Here is a 21,825-nt window from a genome sequence, read left to right on the forward strand (position 1 = left end):
CTGTCGGACCGGGGCGGGCACCCCGGTCCGACGAGTCGGTTCAGGGGTCAGCACTGGCCGTCGGCGATGACGTAGTAGTTGGGGCCGGTCTGCTTGAGGGTGTGGGTGTAGAAGGTGTTGTAGAGGCCCATGTTCTGGTTCGAGCCGTTGGCGTAGGTGTAGCCGAGCGAGTGGTACGCCCGTCCCGCGGCGACCTGGGCGTAGTTGCTGGCGGTGAAGCAGGCCGCCGTCGCCGCCGTGGTCGCGGGCACGGCCGCCGACTGCGCCCCCTCGACCCCGGACGAGTTCACCGCGCTGACCGTGAAGCTGTACGCGGTGGACGCGGCCAGGCCCGTGTTCGTGTACGACGTCGCGCCGACCGGGGACGACGTGACCTTCACGCCGCCGCGGTACACGTGATAGCCGGTCGCGCCGGAGACCGCCGTCCAGGACAGCGAGACGCTGGTGTCGGTGACCGCGGTGACGGTGAGACCGGTAGGGGCGGCGGGGCCGGGCGGCGGGGTGGCCGCGGTCGTCGCCGAGACCGCGCCGGACGCGCTTCCCTCGCCCGCCGCGTTCACGGCGCGCACGGTGTAGCTGTAGGTGGTGGACGCGGTCAGGCCGCCGTCGGTGTAGGACGTACCCGTGACCGGCGACGCCGTGACCTTCGTGCCGCCCCGGTACACGTGGTAGCCGGTCGCGCCGGAGACCGCCGTCCAGGACAGCGAGACGCTGACGTTCGTGGTGCCGGTGACGGCCAGGCCGGTGGGCGCGCCCGGCGGCGTGCTCACGGTGCTGTCGAGGCCGAAGTACACCGCGTCGCGGTACGCCGAGCAGATGGTGTCGAGGAAGTACGACGTCGCGGTGCCGCACTGGTCGGCGCCGCTGCCCGGGTCGACCGGGGTGCCGTGGCCCATGCCCGCGATCTTGTAGAGCCGCACCACGTCACTGCCGTACGTCTCCAGCGTCGTGCTCGCGGGCAGGCCGGTCGTGCCGGTGGGGGTCTGCGAGACGCCGTGCACGTTGGTCCACTGGGTCATCAGCTCGGTGCCGTTGGCGGGCACCACGGTCGAGTCCGACTGCCCCTGCCAGATCGCGACCCTCGGCCACGGCCCGGCGTAGCCGCTGTAGGCGCTGCGTACCAGGTTGCCCCACTGCTGCGGGGTCTTGCTCTGGGCCGCGGACTGGCAGGCGGTGCCGCAGTTGTACGGGATACCCGCGATCACCGAGCCGGCCTTGAACACGTCCGGGTAGGTCGCGAGCATCACCGCGCTCATCGCGCCACCCGCGGACAGGCCGGACACGTAGACGCGGCTCGCGTCCGCGCCGAGGTTGGCGACCGCATGGTCGACCATCTGCTTGACCGACAGCGCCTCGCCCTGCCCGCGCGCGATGTCACCGGCCTGGAACCAGTTGAAGCAGCTCAGCGAGTTGTTGGCCGACTTCTGCTCCGCCACGATGAGGCCAAAGCCCCACAGGTCGGCGTACTTGCGCCAGCCCGAGTTGGTGAAGTAGCCGGAGGCGTTCTGGGTGCAGCCGTGCAGCAGCACCACCACGGGGCGGCCCGCGGGCAGGTTGTCGGGGCGGTAGCTGTACATGGTCAGGTTGCCGGGGTTGCTGCCGAACGAGCTGACCTGGGTCAGCGTCGCGGCCTGGGCGGGGGCGGCCGCGACGGCCACCCCGGCGAGTCCGGTCAGGACGGCGAGCGCCGCGCGGAGCAACCGCGGGGCGGAGGGTCTGGGCATGGCGGGCTCCTCGATAGTGATCCGTGTCACTCCCCTGTGGAGCCGCACGCTACGGTCCGCGGCAACACTCCCGACATGTCCCCGAAACACACATTGCCCCGCCCCGCTATGGCGTCGCGGCGGACCGGCCCGCCAGCCGGGCCGCTCGGCGGCCACGCCCGCGCAGAGGCGGCGGCCGGCACGCGTGCCCTGCGGCACGGCGATCGACCGGCCGGACGGGCTCAGGAACTCGCGAGGGCCGCTCCCCTCGCCGACGCCTGCCCGACCCGCCAGGCCGTCGGCAGCGCCGCCAACGTCGCGATGAGGTCCGAGGTGGCCTCGGGTGAGCCGGCCGCCTCGACCATGCACAGCTGGCGGCGTACCCCCGTGGTCCCGGCGCTGTGCGCCAGCGCGGCGGCGACCTCGCCGGGCGGGCCGACGGGCTGGATGCGCAGCAGGTGGGCGACATGGGCGTCCAGGTCGCGGGCCGGTGGCGCGCCGCCGACCGGGACCGCGGCGCGGATTCCGGCGAGCCAGCGGGGCAGGTTCGCGCGCAGCTCGCGCTCGCCGTCGGCGCGGGTCGGGCAGGGGTACGCCAGCCGCACCCGCGCGTGCTCCGCGGCGGCCGGGTCGTGCCCGTGCGCGGACGCGGCCTGCGCCCACCGGTCGACCAGCCCCGTGACCTCGGCGTCGTCGGCGTGCACGCCGAGCAGCAGCGGCAGCCCGTGCCGCCCGGCCAGGTCCGCGGTCTCGCCCGAGGTCACCGCGACCCGCACCGGCACGGGTGTCGCGGGGCGCGGCACCACGGCCAGCGGCCCGAAACGGTGGAACTCGCCGCGGGCCCGCACCTCCGGCGCGCCGGACAGCCAGCGCAGCAGCACGTCGAGGGACTCGGCGAAACCGCGGCGGTAGTGGTCGAGGCCGCGCCCGAGGATCTCGATCTCCTGCCAGGGGCCGCCGCGGGCCACGCCGAGCTGGAACCGGTCCCCGGCCAGCGAGTGCAGCAGGGCCGCCTCCTCGCCGAGCGCGACGGGGTGCCGCGAGCCGAGCACGCAGGCGGCGGTGCCGACGGTGACGCGCCGGGTGCCGGCCAGGATGTGCCCGGCCAGCACGGTCGCCGACGGGCACTGGCCGTAGTCGACGAAGTGGTGCTCGGCCAGCCAGACTCCGCGTATACCGGCCTGCTCGGCCGCACGCGCGTGGGCCACCGCCACGGCCGGGCCGAAGGCGCTGGTCAGGAAGATGTCCACGTTCGCTCCGTTTGCCGATCGAATCCGCCCAGCCCACGGGCGCTTAGTCGTTAAGAAGGGCACCTTCTTCAACGCGGAGCGTTAAGAAGGTGCCCTTCCTTTCCCTCAGACTCAGCAGTCGCGGAGTTCGGGGGACTGGTTGCGGAGCTGGGCTACCGGAGAGATGAAGTCCTGGTAGGTCTCGCCGCCGACGGCGGCGAGGGAGAACGCGGCGACGCGGTGGCAGTTCTGGAAGGCGAGCTTGATGCCGAAGTGGCGCTCCAGGCCACCCCGGATCGCGTCGCTGGCCAGGGCGCGCAGCAGCTCGCCGCGCTCGGCCTCGCTCGGCGGCGGCGTGCCGTGCTCGCCGAACTCCGCGCCGGGCTCGTCGGCCAGGCGCTGGGCGGCGGCGCTGACCACGGTCCAGGCGTACGGCAGCGACTGGCGCACGCAGTCGACGAACTCGGCGTCGTCGACCTGCCCGGCCTCGGCCCGCTCCAGCAGCGCCACGGGGACGTCCAGGGACATGGTGTTCTCCTTCTCTGTGGGGACGGCGGGGCCGTCAGTGGTGTCGTGCCAGCTCGAGCCGCTGCGGCCCGAGCACGAACGCGGGGTCGACCTGGGCGGCGAGGTCCTCGCCGCTGCGGGCGTTGCCCCAGGCCTGCGCGTTGCGCAGGTGGAACTCGACGGCCTGGGCCGTGTAGCGCGGCCAGTCCTTCCTCACACCATCCACAGTGGACCTGATTCTGTCCAGGGCGGCGCGATTGGCCTGCTCCAGCTCGTTGATCGGCTGCGGGGCGCCGCGCTCGGCGGCGCGTACGAATCGAGATCGGCTGATCCAGGTGAGCAGGTCGTCACCGACGTGCTCACGCAGGAACGCGACGTCCGAGTCGTCGTCGATCTTGTTGCCGATCACGTGCACCCGCACCCCGAAGTCGCGGGCGTAGCCGATGTACTGCCGGTACACCCCCACGCTGCGCAGGGTCGGCTCGCACACCAGGAACGTGGCGTCGAACCGGGTGAACAGGCCGGAGGCGAAACTGTCCGCACCGGCCGTCATGTCCACCACCACGTACTCCCCCGGCCCGTCGACCAGGTGGTTGAGCAGCAGCTCGACCGCGCCGACCTTGGAGTGGTAGCAGGCCACGCCCAGGTCCTCGGTGGCGAACGGCCCGGTCACGGCCAGCCGCACCCCGCCGACCGGGCGCACCAGCGCGTCGTAGATCGGGTTGCTGCCGCCCACCCGCAGCAGTCGGGAGCCCTCCCCCGGCGGGGTGGTCTTGACCATGGCGGCCGCCGAGGAGATCCGCGGGTTGTCGCCGCGCAGGTAGTCCTTGATCTTGTCCAGGTGATCACCGAGCGACGGGAGGAGGACGGCCTCGTCCTCGCTGATCCCGAGCGCCGTCGCCAGGTGCTGATTGATGTCGGCGTCGATGGCCAGCAGGGCGGCGGGCGTCGTAGCCGCCGCGAGATGCCTGGCCACCAGCGCCGCAAGGGTGGTCTTACCGCTACCGCCCTTGCCGACGAATGCCATCTTCATACTGCTATTGATAGTCATTTTCAATAGGCGGGTCAATCACCCCGCGTATCCCGCGCGTGTCGCCCCGTGACCACGGATTCGCCCTTGATCATCCGACTTGCCGGGCATGTGCGCGTATCTTGAAGCGCCTTTCGCCCAGGTGCCTGGCAAATCGAGCGATCTTGGGCCGTGGGCGGGCGCGGGGCGGTGTGACGCCGTCCGGCGGCCGGTGGAGCGGGCACGACTCGCTGATAAACTGCGCCGAGTGTCGATCGCCTCGCCTGCCGCCCCGCTGAGCCCTGCCGACGACCAGGTCGTGGACACCCCGGAGCAGGCGACGGCCGCCGTGCGGACCCGCCGCCGCCGCGCCGACCTGCTGGTCGCGGCCACCGCACTGGTTCTGGCGGTGTGGGTCACCGGCGCGCTCTGGTCCGACCCGGCCCACCGCGCCAGCGGCGTCAACTCAGGTGACCAGGCGTTCTTCGAGTGGCTGCTGTCGTACGGCGCGTACGCGCTCACCCACGGCGCCGACCCGCTCTTCACCCACCTGCTCAACGTGCCCGACGGGGTGAACCTGGCGGTCAACACCTCGATCTCGGTGTACGCCTTCGTCTTCGCCCCGCTGACCATCCTGGCCGGCCCGGCGCTGACCTTCCTGGTCATCCTCACCCTGAACCTGGCCGGCACCGCCTACGCCTGGTACTGGCTGTTCTCCCGGCACCTGGGGGCGAACCGGATCGGCGCGGCCGTCGGCGGCCTGTTCTGCGGCTTCGCCCCGGCGATGATCTCCCACGCGAACGCCCACCTGAACTGGACCGCGCAGTGGGTGATCCCGCTGATCATCGCGCGCTGCCTGCTGCTGGTGCGCCGGGACAAGCCGGTGCGCGACGGGGCGCTGCTGGGCCTGCTCATCGCGGTCTGCTTCTCCATCGCCGCCGAGGCGCTGTTCTTCACCGCGCTGGCGCTGGGCGTGTTCACGCTGGTCTGGGTGCTGTCCCGGCGGAACGAGGTGAAGGCGCTGCTGCGCCCGGTGCTGACCGGGCTGGGCAGCGGGGCGATCGTCGCGGGCGCGCTGCTGGCGTACCCACTGTGGCTGCACTTCGCCGGGCCGCAGCGATACCACGGCACCGGCTTCGACCCGCGCATCCACAACGAGGACCTGGCCGCGTTCGCCGCCTGGCCGGAGCGCTCGCTGGCCGGAGCGGTCGGCCTCAACGGCGACCTGGCCGCGAACCCGACCGAGGAGAACTCGTTCTTCGGCCTGCCGCTACTGCTGCTGGTGATCATCGGGCTGGTGGTGCTGTGGCGACGCACCGACCGGGCGCACCGGGCCAACCTGCTCGGCCTGGGCGTCACCGCGGGCGTGTTCCTCGTGCTCTCGCTCGGCCCCGAGCTGCGCTGGCTGGGCAGCCTCACCGGCATCCCGATGCCCGAGGCGCTGATCGGCGGGCTGCCGGTCTTCAACGCGGCGCTGCCGTCGCGGCTCGCGCTGATCGTCGCGCCCGTGTTCGGGCTGGTCCTGGCCTGGCTGGCCACCGCGCTGAGCCGCACCGACGGCGGCAGCATGAAGGTGTCCCTGCCCGGCCCGCGCTGGGCCTGGGTCGCCGGGCTCACCGTCGCGCTGCTGCCCCTGGTCCCGACCCCGCTGCTGGCCCGCGAGCGAGTCGCCGTGCCGGAGTTCTTCGCCTCCGGCCAGTGGCGCGAGTACGTCGCCGACGGCGGCACCGTGGTCCCCGTGCCGATCACCAACGACCTGCTGCCCGACGGCCAGCGCTGGCAGGCCGCCGCGCTGGCGGACGCGGCCGGGGCGGGCGAGGGCGTGTTCCGCCTGCCCGCGGGCTTCTTCCTCGGCCCCGGCGGCCCGAACGGCACCGGCCGCATCGGCCCGATCCCCCGCCCGACGCAGACGCTGCTGGAGGCGGTCGCCAAGACCGGTGCGGCCCCCGCGGTCACCGAAGCCGACCGGGCCGCGCTGCGCGAGGACCTGCGCTACTGGAACGCGAGCATCGTGGTGCTCGGCGACGACGTGCACGGCGCGCATTGGCCCACATACCAGCCCGCCCTCAAGTCCGTGATGACCGACCTGCTCGGCCCGCCCCAGCGCGTCGCCGACGTCTGGCTCTGGAAAGTCCCCACCACCTGACGCCGGCCCGCCCGGCCGCCGCCCGCAGCGCCGGGCCCGCCGCCATGATCGCCGGACTTGCCTGGCACCTGTGCGTATCTTGAAGCGCCATTCGCCCAGGTGCCGGGCAAGTCGAACGATCATGGTGCGACACCGCACCGCACTGAGCCGCCGACACCGCGCCTGGGGCCGCGTGACGCGTCGACGGGAGACGCGTCGGGCCCGAAGCCCTACCAGCGCCAGGCGGCGCGGGTCAGGTGCGGGGTGACACGGTCGCGCCAGGTGGTGGTGAGCTGGGCGGCGATGCGGCGGATCAGGGGTGTGCCGAGCCAGCCGAGCACGATCGCGCTGTACGCGACGCTGATCCACTGCCCGCCGGTGAGGTGGGTGAACTGCCAGGAGACCAGCGGATACCACAGTGAGCTGTACTCGGGCGAGTGCCAGCACAGGGCCTCGACCGACTGCGGGGTGCCGAAGCAGGCGGCGGGCCACAGCTCGTGCCAGAAGAGGCTGTTCAGGCCGATCCAGACCGAGAGCACCAGCACGGCCAGCGTGATCAGGTTCGCGCCCAGCCCGGCCTGGCGGTGGCCCAGGCGCAGGGCGAGCGCCAGCGCGGCGGGCAGGATGCCGGCCAGGAAGAAGCGCGGCCCCCAGGACATCCCGGCGTACCAGGCCCACCAGGGGGCGTACACCAGCACCAGGCCGCCGACGAAGAGCAGCCAGAGCCGCTGGATCCGGGCCAGGTCGATACCGGTCGGGCCCAGGTCGGCCAGGGCCCGGCGGGTCGGCAGGAACATGCCGGGCAGGTACCAGACGAGGCCGCGGCCGAAGGCGAACAGGATCGCCAGCACCCCGAAGAAGACGGGGTACGAGAACCCGGGCCGCCCCGAGAACGGCATGACGTCCTTCGCCCCGCGGTCCCCGGCGTACCCGCCCTTGCGGGCCAGGATCTCCAGCAGCACCAGCGCCGCGGCGGCCGCCACCGGGACCAGCAGCCGCAGCCGGCGGTGCCGCCACGTCTCGGCAATGCTCACCAGGCCGAGCCCGACCACCGTCGCGGGGGTGTTGACCGCGCCGAGCACCGCCGCCGCCCAGCCCCACCCGCGCCGCCGACCGCGCACCACGACGACGATGCCGACCATGACGCCCGTCATGGTGAAGGGCTCGCTGCCGTAGTGGCCGACGTCCGGCGCGAGCATGCTCGCCGCGACCGTGATCAGCATGAACCGGCGGATCAGCGCGCCGGGGACCAGCCCGCGCAGCAGCAGCCCCAGCGCGACCAGCCCGCCGGTGAAGACGACGAGGTTGAAGTACCTGATCCCGGCCTCGGGCGTGGCCACGGCCCGACCCAGCAGCCACAGCGGCGCGGAGAACAGCGGGCCGACGATGGAGTACTCGCTGTTGTTCAGGCGTCCTTCGCCGAGCAGCAGGCTCAAACTGTGCAGCCGGTCCTGGCCGTCGGCCACGGCCGCGACCTGCTGGCCCCAGACCAGGCGGGCCAGCCCGGCCACGATGAGCAGCGTCTCCACGACCGACGTCCAGGGTGGACGCCGCCGCGCGGGCGGCTCGGACAGGTTCTCGGCGGCGGGTGCCATGGTGGTCAGCGACACGGCGTCACCTTACGCACCGCCGTACCGGTCGGCCCGCCGCCGCTGCCGGAACACAGAAGCGCACCTCCGGCCGGTTCTCGGCCGAAGGTGCGCTCCGCCCCCACCCCGGGGCCGTTACGGCAGGTCGGTGACCTTCTCGGGGCCACTCGACCGCCAGAGCTTGCCCGGCCACCAGACGAACCGGCCGATGTCGACCGTCAGCGCCGGCACCAGCAGCGAGCGCACCAGCAGCGTGTCCAGCAGGACACCGAAGGCCACCGCGAACGCGATCTCGACCACGAAGACCAGCGGCAGCACCGCCAGCGCCGCGAACGTCGCCGCGAGCACCACACCCGCGGAGGTGATGACACCACCGGTCACCGCCAGGCCCTTGAGGGTGCCGGGCGTGTGGCCGAGCTTGGCGGCCTCCTCGCGGACCCGGGTCATCAGGAAGATGTTGTAGTCGACACCCAGCGCCACCAGGAACACGAACGCGAACAGCGGGTACGACGAGTCGGCTCCGGGGAAGCCCAGCACGTCGGTGAACACGACACCGGAGATGCCCAGCGTGGCCAGGTAGGACAGCACCACCGTGGCGATGAGCAGCAGCGGCGCGATCAGCGAGCGCAGCAGCACCATCAGGATCAGGAAGATGACGCCCAGCACCAGCGGAATGATCACGTTGCGGTCGCGCTGCGAGGTGTGCTGCACGTCGTAGTTGATCGCGCTGAACCCGCCGACCTTGGCGTCCGCGCCGTCGATCGCGTGCACCGCGGCGCGCAGCCGCTCGACCGTCTCCAGCGCGGCCGGGGAGTCGGCGGCGTCGGTGAGCGTCGCGTCGATGCGCGCCATACCGTCGACGATCTTCGGCTCGGGCAGCGGCGGCACCACGGCCGGTGCCTGCGTGCCCTGGCCGGTGGTTCCGGTCTGCCCGGTGGCGGGCGTCTCCCCCGTCGCCGGGGTCTGGCCGGGTGCCGGGGTCTGGCCGGGTGCCGGGGTCTGGCCCGGCGTCTGGCCAACGCCGCCAACCGGCATGACCGGCATCCCGAGGAACGGGGCCGCCTCGGCCACGCCCTCGGTCTGGCGTACCGCGAGCAGCACCTGGTCGAGCTTCTCGGCGCGGGTCACGATCTCGGCGGGGTTGCCGGTGCCGCCCGGGAAGTGGGCGGTGGTCAGCTCCTGCGCGGAGACCGAGTCGGGGTGGCCGGTGAAGCCCTCCGACTGCGGGATGCCGTCGGCGTCCAGCCGGGTCAGGCCCGCGACGCCGGCCAGCAGCAGCACCGCGGTGCCGATCCAGACCAGCCGGGCCCGGCGGCCGACCAGCGCGGACACCTTCGCCCAGAGGCCCTTCTCCTCGACCGGCGCGGAGCCGAACTTCGGCCGCACCGGCCAGAACGCCACCCGGCCGAGCAGGGCCAGGATGGCCGGCAGCAGGGTCAGCGAGACGGCGAGGCTGCTGGCGATGCCGATCGCGCCGACCGGGCCGAGGCCCTTGTTGGAGGCGAGGTCGGACACGAGCAGGCAGAGCAGGCCCAGGATGACGGTCGCGCCGCTGGCCAGGATCGGCTCGAACGAGGCGCGCAGCGCGACCCGCATCGCGTCGTACCGGCTCTCGGTGTGCCGCAGCTCCTCGCGGAAGCGGGAGACCAGCAGCATCGCGTAGTCGGTGGCCGCGCCGAGCACCAGCACGTCGAGGATGGCCTGGCTCTGCCCGGAGACCGTGATGATCTCCTCCTTGGCGAGCAGGTAGACCACGCCGTTGGCGAGCGCGAACGCCAGGCCCGCGCCGAAGAGCACGACCACGGGCAGGATCGGGCTGCGGTACACGATCAGCAGGATGACGCCGATGATGCCGACGGTGACGCCGAGCAGCAGGCCGTCGATGGAGCCGAAGACCTCCATCATGTCGGTGAGGATGCCGCCCAGGCCGCCGACGTGGGCGTTCAGCCCGTCGGGCAGGCCGGTGTGGTCGCGGATCCAGGTCACGTCGGCCATGTTCTTCTGCGCGTCGGTCTCCGTGAACAGGACGGTGACCTGGGCCGCCTTGCCGTCGTCGGAGTAGTTCGGCAGCATCGGGACGTCGGCGAGGCGGCTGCCCAGCTCCCGCTTGACGGTGGCGAGCTGCTCGGCGATGACCGCCTTGTCGGCCTCGGTCAGCCCGCTGTCGCGGCCGTAGACGAGCTGCGCGGGCACGACGTCGAGCCCGGCGAACTTCTTGCTCAGGTCGAGCACGACGGTCGCCTCGGCGCTCTCCGGCAGGAAGGAGGCGTTGTCGTTCTTCTGCACGTCGGCCGTCTTGCTCGCGAAGCCGCCCATGGCCCCGCCCAGCACCAGCCAGACCACGAGCCCGAGCGCCGGCAGCAGCCAGCGTCGGCGCCGTGGCCGCGGCGGCGCGGCCGCCTCCTGCTCCGGTGCGGCCCGGAGCTCCTTCTTCTCCCGCGTCGCCGTCATCGCGAGGCGTCCTTTCCCTACGTGCGGAGCATGGTTGGCACAGCGTGACACTATTCGTGAAAGTTTTCACAAGCGTGGCTGCGCACACCCTACCGATCGCGAGCCGGGCCCGCATTCACGGGTACGGGTGACGCCGAGCACCTTCCCTGGCCAGCCACGCGGGCGCGAGTAGCCTGAGCAACGTGACCAGCATCGTCTCGCCGGCACTCGCGGTACGCCGCGCCGGCACCGTCGAGTATCTGACCGCCTGGGACGAGCAGCGCCGCCTGCACGCCGGTGTCGTCGAGGGCACCGAGCCGGACACCGTGCTGCTGCTGGAGCATCCCAGCGTGTACACCGCCGGCAAGCTCACCGAGCCGTGGGAGCGCCCGTTCGACGGCACGCCGGTGGTCGACGTGGACCGCGGCGGCAAGATCACCTGGCACGGCCCGGGGCAGCTCGTCGGCTACCCGATCATCAAGCTGCCCAAGCAGCGCGGCGGGCTGGCCGACGTGGTCGCGCACGTGCGGCGTACCGAGCAGATGCTCATCGACGTCTGCGCCGAGCTGGGTGTCGCCACCACGCGCATCAAGGGCAACAACCGCTCCGGCGTATGGGTGCGCGAGGACGAGCGCGGCCCGGACCGCAAGGTCGCCGCGATCGGCATCCGGGTCGCCCGCGACGTCTCCCTGCACGGCTTCGCGCTCAACTGCAATCCCGACATGACCTGGTTCGACCGGATCGTGCCCTGCGGCATCACCGACGCCTCGGTCACCTCCCTCAGCGCCGAACTCGGCCGCGAGATCACCATCGACGAGGTCCTCCCCATCGTGGAGCGCCACCTGCCGAAACTCCTGGCCGCCTGACCATGGGCGATGGGAAGGGCACCTTCTACAACGCGGAGCGTCAAGAAGGTGCCCTTCCTTGCGTCAAAGGCGGGAGGGGGCAGTGGAGCATGCCGCAGATGGTGCGGGTGAGTTCCTGTTCGGTGACGGTCATGGTGCCGTCTTCGGAGATGACGGCCACGACGGCCTGGATCAGGAGGGACTTGTCCCGGGGGGCGAGGCCGTCGAGCAGGGGCCAGGCGGCGTCGAGGGCCAGGACGCCGTGCTGGGGGGCGGTCATCGGCATCGGCTGGCCGGGCAGGATCATCGCCAGGCCGACGTGGTACGCGCGGTCGGCGGACGCCTCGTCCGGGTGGCCGGCGCGGGCCAGCACCGCGAGCAGCGAGGCGATCGCGTTGCGGCAGGTCGTGAGGCTGTGCGCGCGGACCGGCCAGGGCGGGGTGTCGTAGGTCGCCTCGTACAGGTCGCGGTGCAGCAGCCGGGACAGGGCGTACTCGAAGACGCTGACCCGGCCGTCGGCCCTGGCCAGGGTGTCGATGGTGCCGAGCAGGTCCTGCCGGGTGGCGGCCGGGTGGGCGCGCAGCGCCGGGAAGCACAGCTGGGCCAGCGGCAGCCGCAGCAGCGGGTGCAGCCCGGCCAGCCGGCCCGCGGCGGCGACGGTGTCCGCGACGGCGACCTCGCCATGCCGTTCACGCAGCGCCGCGAGCTGGCTGTCGGCGACCTCCGGCTGCTCCGACAGCAGCAGGCCGAACACCAGGGACGGCGCGGTGTCGCCGCGCCGGGCGCGGGCCAGGATCTCGGGCGGGAAGCGCTCCAGGATGGACTCCGCCCGCTGGTACGCGGGCTGCTGCGGCGCGCCCACGGAGGCGGCTACCGCGTCGGGGCGTACCGCCATCCGGGTGTCCTGATCCGGCAGCGGACCGCCCTGCTCGGACAGGGACAGGCCCATCGCGGCGTCCTCGGCCAGCCCCGAGGGCGGCGCGGCACGCCACTTCTGCGCGAGCGCGTCGAGCTGCGCCGGGTCGAAGCCCGGTTCCAGGGCCCGGATGCGGTCGGCCAGCGGCGGGTGGGTGGCGAACAGCGAACGCAGCCGGGCCTCGCCGAACAGCATGTGGCCGACCTCGTCGATCTTCGGAGTGGACAGCCGGGACCCGGTCTCCAGGCCGCCGATCTTCTTCAGTGCCCCGGCGATGCCGGAGGTCTGCCGGGTGAACTGCACCGCCGACGCGTCGGCCAGGTACTCCCGCTGCCGCGACACCGAGGCCTGGATCAGCCGTCCCGCGAACACGCCGATCGACCCGGCCACGATCAGCGCGATGCCGATCAGCGGCAGCGGGTTGCTGCCCTGGTTGTCGCGCCGGTCGCGGCCGCCGCCGAAGGCGCCCGCGTACAGGAAGGTGCGGCCCACGATGGCCAGGAACAGGATGCCGAACAGCAGCCCGATCAGCCGGATGTTGATCCGCATGTCACCGTTGAGCACGTGGCTGAACTCGTGCGCGATGACGCCCTGCAGCTCGTCGCGGTTGAGCCGGTCCAGCGCGCCGCGGGTCACCGCGATCGCCGCGTCCGCCGGAGACCAGCCCGCCGCGAACGCGTTGATGCCGGGCTCGTCCTCCAGCACGTACACCTCGGGTACCGGCACGCCGGAGGCCAGCGCGACCTCCTCGACCACGTTGCGCAGCCGGCGCAGCCGCAGGTCGGTGGTGTCCTCGGGGACCAGCACCCCGCCGAGGTCGCGGGCCACCTTGCCGCCGCCGGCGCGCAGCCCGATGGTGCGGAACAGCGACGCCAGCAGGATCGACCCACCGGTCAGCACCGCGGTCCAGAACATCAGCCAGGCCAGCTCGGCGGCCGGAGCCTCGAACGCGCCCAGCGCCCACGCGACCGCGAGGCAGACGACCGCCACGATGGCGAGCACGGCCAGCACGTAGAGCAGGACCAGGCGGAACGACATCCGCTTGACCTGGCGCTGGCGCTCGAAGAAGTCCATCGGCGCGGCGGTCAGAACTGCACGCGCGGCGCCTCGCGCTTGCCCGGGTCGTCGATCTCCAGCAGCGCCGCCCGGTGGAAGCCGAACGGCCCGGCCAGCAGGCTGCCCGGGAACGTCTCACGCTTGTTGTTGTACGACAGCACCGCGTCGTTGTAGCCCTGCCGGGCGAACGCGACCCGGTTCTCCGTCGAGGTCAGCTCCTCGGACAGCTGCATCATGTTCTGGTTGGCCTTGAGGTCCGGATAGGCCTCGGACACCGCGAACAGCCGGCCCAGCGCCTGGGTGAGGCCGTTCTCGGCCCCGGCCAGCCCCTGCATCGCGGTCGGATCGCCCGGGTTGCGGGCCGCGTTGGCCTGCGCGGTCATCGCGGCGGTCCGCGCGGCGGTCACCGCCTCCAGCGTCTCGCGCTCGTGCTTGAGGTATCCCTTCGCCGTCTCGACCAGGTTCGGGATCAGATCGTGGCGGCGGGTGAGCTGCACGTCGATCTGCGCGAACGCGTTCTGGTAGCCGTTGCGCGAACGGACCAGACCGTTGTAGAGCGACGCCACCCAGACCACGATCGCGACCACGATCAGCAGCAGGCAGAGCGCTCCGAGCAGGAGATCCATGCCCTCACCGTGCCATCAGATCATCCGTCTTGCCTGGCAATCGGGGTTATGGGCGGTCGCTGTACGCCCGATTGCCAGGCAAGACGGTGGATCGAGCGCCGCGCGACCCGGTGTGGTGGGCCGCGCGGCGGGTCTGGGGGTTACGGGGTGACGCGGTGCAGGTCGCGGGGGTACGCGGTGACCTCGCGGATGTTCTGCGCCCCGGTGATGCGGGCGACGAAACGCTCCAGGCCGATCGCGAACCCGCCGTGCGGCGGCATGCCGTGGCGGAACGCCTGCAGGTAGGGCTCGTACGGCTCGGCGCTCTCCTCGCGGGCGGCCAGCGCCGCGAGGTAGTCGCTGTGCCGGTGCAGCCGCTGCCCGCCGGTGACCAGCTCCAGGCCCCGGAACAGCAGGTCGAAGCTGTTCGACCAGCGCTCGTCGCCGGGCTGCGGATGGGTGTAGAAGGGCCGCTTGGCCATCGGGTAGCCGGTGACGAAGACGAACTCGCTGCCGTGCTCGCGCTTGGCCCACTCCCCGATCGCGCGCTCGTGCGCGGGCGCGAGGTCGGGCTCGTCCGCCGGCGCACCGGCGATCTTGAGTGCCTCGCTGAAGTGCACGGCCGGGATCTCGGTCGGCACCTCGGGCAGCTCCAGTCCCGCCACGGCCGCGCCGAGCGCGCCGACCCGGGCGACCATGGCCGCCACGGTCTCGCGCAGCACCGCCATCACGTCGCGGTGGTCGCCGATGAAGCCCAGCTCCGCGTCGAGCGAGGTGTACTGGGCCAGGTGCCGGGTGGTGTCACTGGGCTCGGCCCGGAACACCGGGCCCACCTCGTACACCCGCTCGAACACCCCGACCAGCTGCTGCTTGTAGAACTGCGGCGACTGGGCCAGGTAGGCGGGGCGGCCGAAGTAGTCCAGCGCGAACACGTTCGCCCCGGACTCGGTCGCCGTCGCCACGATCTTGGGCGTGTGGATCTCGGTGAAGCCGAGCGTGTCGAGGCCCGCCCGGAACCCGGCCGTCGCCGCGGCGCTGATCCGCAGCGCGCGGGCCCGGGACGGGTGGCGCAGCGACAGCGGGGCGTGGTCCAGCTGGGTGGGCAGGGTCGGCGTCAGCACCGGCCGGTACAGGTCGAACGGCGTGGGCTGGGCGGGCTCGCCGAGCAGGCGTACCGCCGGTTCTGTCAGCTCCACCCCGCCGGGCGCGGCCGGGTTCGCGGTGACCAGGCCCGCCACGGCGACCACGGTCTCCTCCGGCAGCGTCTCCAGGAATTCGCGCAGCTCCGGTGCGGTGACCACGACCTGGCTGAGCCCGGACGCGTCGCGCACGATGAGGAAGGAGACCGATTTGAGCAGCCGGCGGCGATGGATCCAGCCGGCGATGGTGATCCGTGCGCCCACATGGCGGGGCAGCTCGACGGAAAGGATGCGTTGCATGGTGGGTTACCTCCGGGTTCTTCGCAACGCCATCCCCAAAGGGGTGTGGGCGGTTTGGGAACCCGCGGTGCCACCACACCTTCACCCGGATGATCCGGGCCTCTACCAGCCGGTGAGCGGAGCCACACGGGCGGCTGCACGCCGACCCGACCCGGGCGTCACTCCGGTGATTCGCCCCGCCACTTGCTGTTGAGCGGAGACTGTAGACCATGATCGGGAACCGCGCAGCCCGTTTTTCCGGTCGCGCCAGGGCTGAGACCTCCGTTACCCACCGGAAGATCAAGGCCGTTTCGGCGCGTACGCTGGCGGGCATGACCATCGTCGCTCCCGAGGGCCGGCGCCTGCTGCGCGTCGAGGCCCGCAACGCCGAGACCCCCATCGAGCGTAAGCCTGAGTGGATCAAGGTCAAGGCGAAGATGGGTCCGGAGTTCACCCAGCTCAGCTCACTCGTGAAGCGGGAAGGCCTGCACACGGTGTGCCAGGAGGCCGGCTGCCCGAACATCTACGAGTGCTGGGAAGACCGCGAGGCGACCTTCCTCATCGGCGGCGACCAGTGCACCCGCCGCTGCGACTTCTGCCAGATCGACACCGGCAAGCCCGCCGAGTTCGACGCCGACGAGCCCCGCCGGGTCGGCGAGTCCGTCGCCACCATGGGCCTGAAGTACGCCACCGTCACCGGCGTCGCCCGCGACGACCTGCCCGACGGCGGCGCCTGGCTGTACGCCGAGACCGTCCGCCAGATCCACGCCCTCGTCCCGGGCTGCGGCGTCGAGCTGCTCATCCCCGACTTCAACGCCGTCCCGGAGCAGCTCGCCGAGGTGTTCTCGGCCGCGCCCGAGGTGCTGGCCCACAACGTCGAGACGGTGCCGCGCATCTTCAAGCGCATCCGGCCCGCGTTCCGCTACGAGCGCTCCCTCGACGTGATCACCCAGGCCCGCAAGGCCGGCCTGGTCACCAAGTCGAACCTGATCCTGGGCCTGGGCGAGGAGCGCGCGGAGGTCTCGCAGGCACTGCGCGACCTGCACGAGGCCGGCTGCGAGCTGATCACCATCACGCAGTACCTGCGTCCCACCCCGCGCCACCACCCCGTCGAGCGCTGGGTGAAGCCCGAGGAGTTCGTCGAGCTGCGCGAGGAGGCCGAGGAGATCGGCTTCGCGGGCGTGATGAGCGGTCCGCTGGTGCGTTCGTCGTACCGGGCCGGTCGCTTGTATCGTCAAGCCCTCGACGCGCGCACCGCCGCCGCCTGAACCTCCCGCCGTCACCAAACCTAGGATCCGTCTATGGCAAAGGCCGAAGAAAAGGTCAGCTTCCTCCAGCGGTTGAAGCAGATCGGCATGGTGTTCAAGTTCACCGCCAAGCAGGACAAGTGGTTCACGCCCCTGGTGGTGGCCGCCGTCGTGCTGCCGCTGGCGATCACCGTGGCGATCTTCCTGTACACCGGTGCCTGGATCTGGATCCCGCTGGGCATCCTGACCACGCTGCTGGCCGTGCTCATCGTGCTCAATCTGCGGTCCAACACCGCGATGATGAACATGATGGAGGGCCAGCCCGGCGCGGCCGGCCAGCTCGTCGAGCAGATGCGCGGTGACTGGCGGGTCAAGCAGGCCGTCTCGGCGACCACCCAGTTCGACGTGGTGCACCTGGTGATCGGCAAGCCCGGCGTCATCCTGCTCGCCGAGGGCAACCCGGCGCGGCTCAAGCCGCTGCTGGGCGAGCAGAAGCGCCGCCTGACCAAGGTCATCGGCGACGCCCCGCTGTACGACTACATCATCGGCACCGAAGAGGGCCAGCTGTCCATCCGCAAGCTGCGGATGACCCTGATGCGCCTGCCCCGCAACCTGTCGGGCAAGGAGGTCAATGCCCTCGACCGGGCCCTGACCGCCCTCAACGCCCGCCCCCAGATGCCCCGCGGCCAGCTCCCCAAGGAGTTCCGCCCGCCGCGTATGCCCCGCGGCGGCGGCCGCCAGCGCTGACCCCAAAGGAAGGGCACCTTCTTAACGCCATGCGTTGCAGAAGGTGCCCTTCTTAACGCTCGCATCTATCGATGCTTGCAAGATCCAGTAGGGATATTGCGGTAGGGATTTACTGGATCTAGGTTGGTGGGTATGGAGATGAGGCGCATCACCGATCCCCAGGTCCTCAAGGGCCTGGCGCAGCCGATCCGGCAGAAGCTCTACCGCCTGCTCGTCCAGGCCGGGCCGGCCACCGGCGCGACCCTGTCCAAGCGCCTGGGCACCGACCCCGGGCAGACCAGCTACCACCTGCGCGAACTGGTCAAGGCCGGCTTCGTCGAGGACGTCCCCGAGCTGGCCCGCGACCGCCGCGAGCGCTGGTGGCGCGCGGTGCCCGGCCCGCACGGCTGGTCCTCCCTCGACTTCCCCACCCCCGAGGGCCAGGCCATCTCCTCGGCTGTCAAGGCGCAGACCGTCATCGACGAGTTCGAGCGCGTACGCCGCTACGAGCAGTCCCGCGACACCTGGCCCGAGCAGTGGCAGGCCGCCGCGATGAGCAGCGACACCTTCCTGCGGCTGACCCCGGCCGAACTCGCCGAGCTGACCGGCGAGCTGCACGAGCTGGTCGTGCGCTGGAAGCAGCGAAGCACCGAGCGCGCCGCCCAGCCGGACGCCGACGCCGAGCCCCGCGAGCACGTCTTCCTCTTCTTCCACGCCTTCCCGGAGCGCCCCTGATGAACACCACCGCCCCCGCCCCGACCTCCGGTCTGCCCGCGACTCCGACCGACAGCGGGTCACCCGACGCCGACCTCGCGCCGCCCGCCACGGGCGTCGCGCCTCGACAGCGCGATATCGCCGGCAGCCCGGCGCACACCGCACCCCCGACGGACCTGCCCGCTCACCGGTCACCTGCCTACCTGCGCTACCTCGGCGGCCAGGCGGTGTCGATCCTCGGCGACCAGGTCTGGTACGTCGCGCTGTCCTTCAGCGCCGTCCAGCTCGCCTCCCCCGGCGCGGCCGGGGCCGTCTTGGCCGTCTCCGCGCTGCCCCGGCTCGCGCTCCTGTTGTTCGGCGGTGCGATCGTGGACCGGTACGGCCCCCGCCGACTCATGATCGGCAGCGACGTCGCCCGTGGCGTGATCGCCCTCGTCACGGCGGCGCTGGCCCTGGCACAGCCGAGCGTCGCCCTGCTCGTCGTGGTGGCCCTCGCCTTCGGGCTGGCCGACGCGCTGTTCCTACCCGCGGCCGGGGCGATGCTGCCCCGGCTGCTGTCCCCCACCCAGCTCACCGGCGGCCTCGCCCTGTCCGGGCTGACCGCACGCCTCGCGCTCACCCTCGGCGCACCGCTGGGCGGTCTGCTGCTGCCGCTCGGCGGCCTCCCCCTGGCCTGCCTCGTGAACGCCGCGACCTTCGCCATCTCCGCCCTGGCCCTCTGGTCCGTCCGCCCCGGCACCCCCGACCCGCACCGATCTAGCAGAGTTGTCGTCGCTGGAGCGACCACCACTCTGCTAGGTCCGGACAGCGCGGCCCGCAAAGCCGTCGCCGCCGGCGGTACGGACGCCAACGGTGGATCGGGACCGGCCCGTACGCCCATCGGTGCCGCGGTGCGGGAGGGCCTGCGCTACCTGGCCGGGCACCGGCTGCTGCGCGCGGTGACGCTGGTGGGCCTGCTGGTCAACCTGGGCGCGGTCGGGCCGCTGAACGTGGGCCTGGCGCTCGTGGCGGACCAGCGCGGCTGGGGCGCGGGCGGGATCGGCGTGATGCTGGCGGGCTTCGGCGTCGGCTCTGTCGGCGGCAACCTGCTGATGATGCGGTGGCGGCCCGCGGGACCGCTCGGCGTGATCGTGGCGTGCTGCGCGGTGGTGCAGTGCGGTGCGCTGTTCGCGATCGCCGTCGCCCCAACGCCGGCCTGGGCGTTCGTCGCGACCGCGGTCGGCGGCCTGGCGGGCGGCCCGCAGGCGGTGCTGCTGAACGGCCTGACGCACACGCACACCGCCGACTCGCACCGCGGCCGGGTCGCCTCGATCAACAACCTGGCGAGCCTGGGCATCGTGCCTCCGGCGATGGCCGTCATGGGCTTGGCGGCCGCCCTGCTGGGCACGGTCGCCGCGTTCGCCGCGAGCGCCGCGCTGATCCTCGTCGCCGCCGCGATGTGCGTGGCGATTCCCGCCCTCCGCCAGGCACGCCTCGCCACGCCCTCATCCCTGACCTCTCGGAGGTGAGGTAACCCCGCCCACCCTCATGATCGTCCGACTTGCCGGGCAGTTGCGCGAATCTTGAGACCGCGTTCGCCCAGGTGCCAGGCAAGTCTGACGATCAACCTCGGGCCGCGGGGCGGGCCGGGGCGGGTCGGGGGTCAGGCGGCGGGGCGGATCAGGGTGCCGGCGGCGCGGTCGTGCAGGCCGCGGCGTTCGCCGTCCATGATGAGGGCGGGGATGACCAGCGCGAGCAGGGTGCCCCGCAGGGCTCCCTTGAGGGGGCCGACCGGCTGACCCGAGTCGACGCCGAGGCAGGTAATCTTCGTCACGCGCATGCCCGGCGTCTGCCCGAAGAACCCGACGAAGAACGCGTAAACGGCGATCAGCACCACCGGCGCCGCCCAGCCGTCCCGCATCGGGTCGGCGAAGAGGCCGGCGGCCAGGACGCACAGCATCCAGTCGAGCAGCAGCGCCCCGAACCGTCGGGCCAGGGAGGGTACGGCAGGCAGGGATGCGTCGGTCACCCGCCGAGCGTACCGTCCGGGCCGCCGCACCGGCCGAGTGAGCTGTCCGGGCAGCCCATAGGGCTGGTTTACCCGTGACGTAACACGGCGGAAACAAAGCTGACACGGCCGGGCAACGCCGCGGTTCTAGCGTCGCCACCAGCCAATGGCCACCCGACGCAACGCCGCGCCGTCGGCCGCGTCTCCCGAGGTCAGCCCAGGAGATGTGCTGAAGTGGGGGCCGGGAGGCTCCCGCAGACCATCCGTGCCAGGAGGACGTGTTGTTCGCCAATTCCGAGGAACTGCTTCGGTACCTCAAGGACGAAGACGTCAAGTTCGTCGACGTCCGCTTCTGTGACCTGCCCGGCGTGATGCAGTTCTTCACCGTGCCGGTCCAGTCGTTCGACGCGAGCGTCTTCACCGACGGTCTCGCCTTCGACGGCTCGTCCATCCGCGGCTTCCAGCAGATCCACGAGTCGGACATGCTGCTGCTGCCGGACGTGACCACCGCGTTCATCGACCCGTTCCGCATCCAGAAGACCCTGGCGCTGAACTTCTTCATCCACGACCCGTTCACGCGCGAGGCCTACTCCCGTGACCCGCGGAACGTGGCCAAGAAGGCCGAGGCCTACCTGGCGGCCAGCGGCATCGCGGACACGGCGTACTTCGGCGCCGAGGCGGAGTTCTACATCTTCGACTCGATCCGCTACTCGACCCAGGCCAACCAGGCGTTCTACCACATCGACTCGATCGAGGGCGCGTGGAACACCGGCGCGGCGACCAACGCCGACGGCAGCGCCAACCGTGGTTACAAGCCGGGCTACAAGGGCGGCTACTTCCCGGTCGCGCCGACCGACCACTACGCCGACCTGCGCGACACCATGGTGACGAACCTGGTGGACCTCGGCTACACCGTCGAGCGCGGCCACCACGAGGTGGGCACCGCCGGCCAGGCCGAGATCAACTACAAGTTCTCGACGCTGCTGGCCTCCGGCGACCAGATGCAGCTGTTCAAGTACGTCATCAAGAACACCGCCTGGCAGGCCGGCAAGACCGCGACCTTCATGCCGAAGCCGCTGTTCGGTGACAACGGCTCGGGCATGCACACCCACCAGAGCCTCTGGCTGGGCGGCGAGCCGTTGTTCTACGACGAGACCGGCTACGCCGGCCTGTCGGACACGGCCCGCTGGTACATCGGCGGTCTGCTGAGCCACGCGCCGTCGCTGCTGGCCTTCACCAACCCGTCGGTCAACTCGTACCGGCGCCTGGTGCCCGGCTTCGAGGCGCCGGTCAACCTGGTGTACTCGCAGCGCAACCGCTCCGCCTGCACCCGCATCCCGGTCACCGGCACGAACGCGAAGGCCAAGCGCATCGAGTTCCGCTGCCCGGACCCGTCGTCGAACCCGTACCTGGCGTTCTCGGCGATGCTGATGGCCGGTCTCGACGGCATCCGCAACAAGATCGAGCCCCCGGCTCCGATCGACAAGGACCTCTACGACCTGCCGCCGGAGGAGGTCGCCAACGTCACCCAGGTGCCGGGCTCCCTCTCCGACGTGCTCTCGGCGCTGGAGAAGGACAACGACTACCTGCAGGCCGGTGGCGTCTTCACCAGCGACCTGATCGACACCTGGATCGACTACAAGCGGTCCAACGAGATCGACCCGGTCCGCCTGCGTCCGACCCCGCACGAGTTCCAGATGTACTTCGACTGCTAGGAGC

The 21,825-nt window shown here is 71.8% G+C and carries 17 protein-coding genes; 7 read left to right on the forward strand and 10 right to left on the reverse strand.

Annotated features, from left to right (window positions below; all coding sequences use genetic code 11):
- Positions 1 to 47: 47 nt before the first annotated feature.
- The 4 genes from AB0B35_RS37575 to AB0B35_RS37590 all read right to left on the reverse strand — a co-directional run bounded on the left by AB0B35_RS37575 (position 48) and on the right by AB0B35_RS37590 (position 4,472).
- Positions 48 to 1,724, reverse strand: a complete 1,677-nt coding sequence (locus AB0B35_RS37575; RefSeq protein WP_361055324.1) for a PHB depolymerase family esterase — start codon at positions 1,722 to 1,724, stop codon at positions 48 to 50.
- Between the two features lie 221 nt (positions 1,725 to 1,945).
- Positions 1,946 to 2,953: an LLM class flavin-dependent oxidoreductase gene (locus AB0B35_RS37580; protein ID WP_361055326.1), complete on the reverse strand. Its 1,008-nt coding sequence runs from the start codon at positions 2,951 to 2,953 to the stop codon at positions 1,946 to 1,948.
- A 111-nt stretch (positions 2,954 to 3,064) separates the two neighbouring features.
- Entirely contained in the window at positions 3,065 to 3,460 is a 396-nt protein-coding gene (locus AB0B35_RS37585; RefSeq protein ID WP_203687868.1) for an SCO5389 family protein, read from the reverse strand.
- A 34-nt stretch (positions 3,461 to 3,494) separates the two neighbouring features.
- On the reverse strand, positions 3,495 to 4,472 hold the full coding sequence (locus tag AB0B35_RS37590; protein ID WP_360540669.1) for an ATP-binding protein: 978 nt from the start codon (positions 4,470 to 4,472) through the stop codon (positions 3,495 to 3,497).
- 295 nt (positions 4,473 to 4,767) lie between these two features.
- Between AB0B35_RS37590 and AB0B35_RS37595 the strand changes: the two genes are divergently transcribed.
- A complete protein-coding gene (locus tag AB0B35_RS37595) occupies positions 4,768 to 6,594 on the forward strand; it encodes a DUF6541 family protein (RefSeq protein WP_361055412.1) in 1,827 nt (608 codons plus the stop codon).
- A gap of 209 nt (positions 6,595 to 6,803) precedes the next feature.
- On the opposite strand, the gene AB0B35_RS37600 is transcribed toward AB0B35_RS37595, so the two are convergent.
- Together AB0B35_RS37600 and AB0B35_RS37605 are read right to left on the reverse strand one after the other, a co-directional pair.
- A complete protein-coding gene (locus AB0B35_RS37600) occupies positions 6,804 to 8,183 on the reverse strand; it encodes a hypothetical protein (protein WP_361055331.1) in 1,380 nt (459 codons plus the stop codon).
- Between the two features lie 114 nt (positions 8,184 to 8,297).
- Positions 8,298 to 10,478 (reverse strand): MMPL family transporter, encoded by a 2,181-nt coding sequence (locus AB0B35_RS37605; RefSeq protein ID WP_361055415.1) that lies wholly within the window; start codon positions 10,476 to 10,478, stop codon positions 8,298 to 8,300.
- 317 nt (positions 10,479 to 10,795) lie between these two features.
- On the opposite strand from AB0B35_RS37605, the gene lipB reads away from it, so the two are divergent.
- Complete coding sequence (gene lipB / locus AB0B35_RS37610) at positions 10,796 to 11,458, forward strand: lipoyl(octanoyl) transferase LipB (protein ID WP_360540673.1); 663 nt, start codon at positions 10,796 to 10,798, stop codon at positions 11,456 to 11,458.
- A gap of 40 nt (positions 11,459 to 11,498) precedes the next feature.
- Here the strand turns inward: lipB and AB0B35_RS37615 are convergent, their stop codons facing one another.
- The 3 genes from AB0B35_RS37615 to aspS form a co-directional block, all read right to left on the reverse strand.
- Positions 11,499 to 13,427, reverse strand: a complete 1,929-nt coding sequence (locus AB0B35_RS37615) for a M48 family metallopeptidase (protein WP_361055334.1) — start codon at positions 13,425 to 13,427, stop codon at positions 11,499 to 11,501.
- Positions 13,428 to 13,438: 11 nt separating this feature from the next.
- The gene (locus tag AB0B35_RS37620; protein WP_361055336.1) at positions 13,439 to 14,035 is read right to left on the reverse strand and encodes a LemA family protein; all 597 of its coding nucleotides are present in this window, start codon (positions 14,033 to 14,035) and stop codon (positions 13,439 to 13,441) included.
- 140 nt (positions 14,036 to 14,175) lie between these two features.
- On the reverse strand, positions 14,176 to 15,453 hold the full coding sequence (aspS, locus tag AB0B35_RS37625; RefSeq protein WP_360540679.1) for an aspartate--tRNA(Asn) ligase: 1,278 nt from the start codon (positions 15,451 to 15,453) through the stop codon (positions 14,176 to 14,178).
- 311 nt (positions 15,454 to 15,764) lie between these two features.
- Here aspS and lipA point away from each other — a divergent pair, with 311 nt between their 5' ends.
- The 4 genes from lipA (at position 15,765) to AB0B35_RS37645 (ending at position 19,627) form a co-directional block, all read left to right on the forward strand.
- The gene (gene lipA, locus AB0B35_RS37630) at positions 15,765 to 16,700 is read left to right on the forward strand and encodes a lipoyl synthase (RefSeq protein ID WP_361055339.1); all 936 of its coding nucleotides are present in this window, start codon (positions 15,765 to 15,767) and stop codon (positions 16,698 to 16,700) included.
- Between the two features lie 33 nt (positions 16,701 to 16,733).
- Entirely contained in the window at positions 16,734 to 17,426 is a 693-nt protein-coding gene (locus tag AB0B35_RS37635) for a DUF4191 domain-containing protein (protein ID WP_361055342.1), read from the forward strand.
- Positions 17,427 to 17,558: 132 nt separating this feature from the next.
- Positions 17,559 to 18,140, forward strand: coding sequence for a helix-turn-helix domain-containing protein (locus tag AB0B35_RS37640; RefSeq protein WP_361055345.1), 582 nt, complete (start codon positions 17,559 to 17,561; stop codon positions 18,138 to 18,140).
- Complete coding sequence (locus tag AB0B35_RS37645) at positions 18,140 to 19,627, forward strand: MFS transporter (protein WP_361055348.1); 1,488 nt, start codon at positions 18,140 to 18,142, stop codon at positions 19,625 to 19,627. Before AB0B35_RS37640 ends, AB0B35_RS37645 begins: the two co-directional genes overlap by 1 nt.
- A 134-nt stretch (positions 19,628 to 19,761) precedes the next feature.
- Here AB0B35_RS37645 and AB0B35_RS37650 read toward each other — a convergent pair whose 3' ends face one another.
- Entirely contained in the window at positions 19,762 to 20,127 is a 366-nt protein-coding gene (locus AB0B35_RS37650) for an RDD family protein (protein WP_361055352.1), read from the reverse strand.
- 260 nt (positions 20,128 to 20,387) lie between these two features.
- Between AB0B35_RS37650 and glnA the strand changes: the two genes are divergently transcribed.
- Positions 20,388 to 21,821, forward strand: coding sequence for a type I glutamate--ammonia ligase (gene glnA, locus AB0B35_RS37655; RefSeq protein ID WP_360540691.1), 1,434 nt, complete (start codon positions 20,388 to 20,390; stop codon positions 21,819 to 21,821).
- Positions 21,822 to 21,825 lie beyond the last annotated feature (4 nt).

This window comes from Catellatospora sp. NPDC049133, from assembly GCF_040648455.1.
In the GTDB taxonomy this organism is placed as follows: domain Bacteria; phylum Actinomycetota; class Actinomycetes; order Mycobacteriales; family Micromonosporaceae; genus Catellatospora; species Catellatospora aurea.

What these genes read in the sequence shown, in the direction of transcription:
- lipA (WP_361055339.1), top strand. Translation starts at nt 15,765, where the DNA reads ATGACCATCGTCGCTCCCGAGGGCCGGCGCCTGCTGCGCGTCGAGGCC.
- AB0B35_RS37645 (WP_361055348.1), top strand. Translation starts at nt 18,140, where the DNA reads ATGAACACCACCGCCCCCGCCCCGACCTCCGGTCTGCCCGCGACTCCG.
- AB0B35_RS37585 (WP_203687868.1), bottom strand. Translation starts at nt 3,460, where the DNA reads ATGTCCCTGGACGTCCCCGTGGCGCTGCTGGAGCGGGCCGAGGCCGGG.
- AB0B35_RS37635 (WP_361055342.1), top strand. Translation starts at nt 16,734, where the DNA reads ATGGCAAAGGCCGAAGAAAAGGTCAGCTTCCTCCAGCGGTTGAAGCAG.
- AB0B35_RS37590 (WP_360540669.1), bottom strand. Translation starts at nt 4,472, where the DNA reads ATGAAGATGGCATTCGTCGGCAAGGGCGGTAGCGGTAAGACCACCCTT.
- AB0B35_RS37640 (WP_361055345.1), top strand. Translation starts at nt 17,559, where the DNA reads ATGGAGATGAGGCGCATCACCGATCCCCAGGTCCTCAAGGGCCTGGCG.
- AB0B35_RS37575 (WP_361055324.1), bottom strand. Translation starts at nt 1,724, where the DNA reads ATGCCCAGACCCTCCGCCCCGCGGTTGCTCCGCGCGGCGCTCGCCGTC.
- aspS (WP_360540679.1), bottom strand. Translation starts at nt 15,453, where the DNA reads ATGCAACGCATCCTTTCCGTCGAGCTGCCCCGCCATGTGGGCGCACGG.
- AB0B35_RS37615 (WP_361055334.1), bottom strand. Translation starts at nt 13,427, where the DNA reads ATGGACTTCTTCGAGCGCCAGCGCCAGGTCAAGCGGATGTCGTTCCGC.
- AB0B35_RS37605 (WP_361055415.1), bottom strand. Translation starts at nt 10,478, where the DNA reads ATGGGCGGCTTCGCGAGCAAGACGGCCGACGTGCAGAAGAACGACAAC.
- AB0B35_RS37620 (WP_361055336.1), bottom strand. Translation starts at nt 14,035, where the DNA reads ATGGATCTCCTGCTCGGAGCGCTCTGCCTGCTGCTGATCGTGGTCGCG.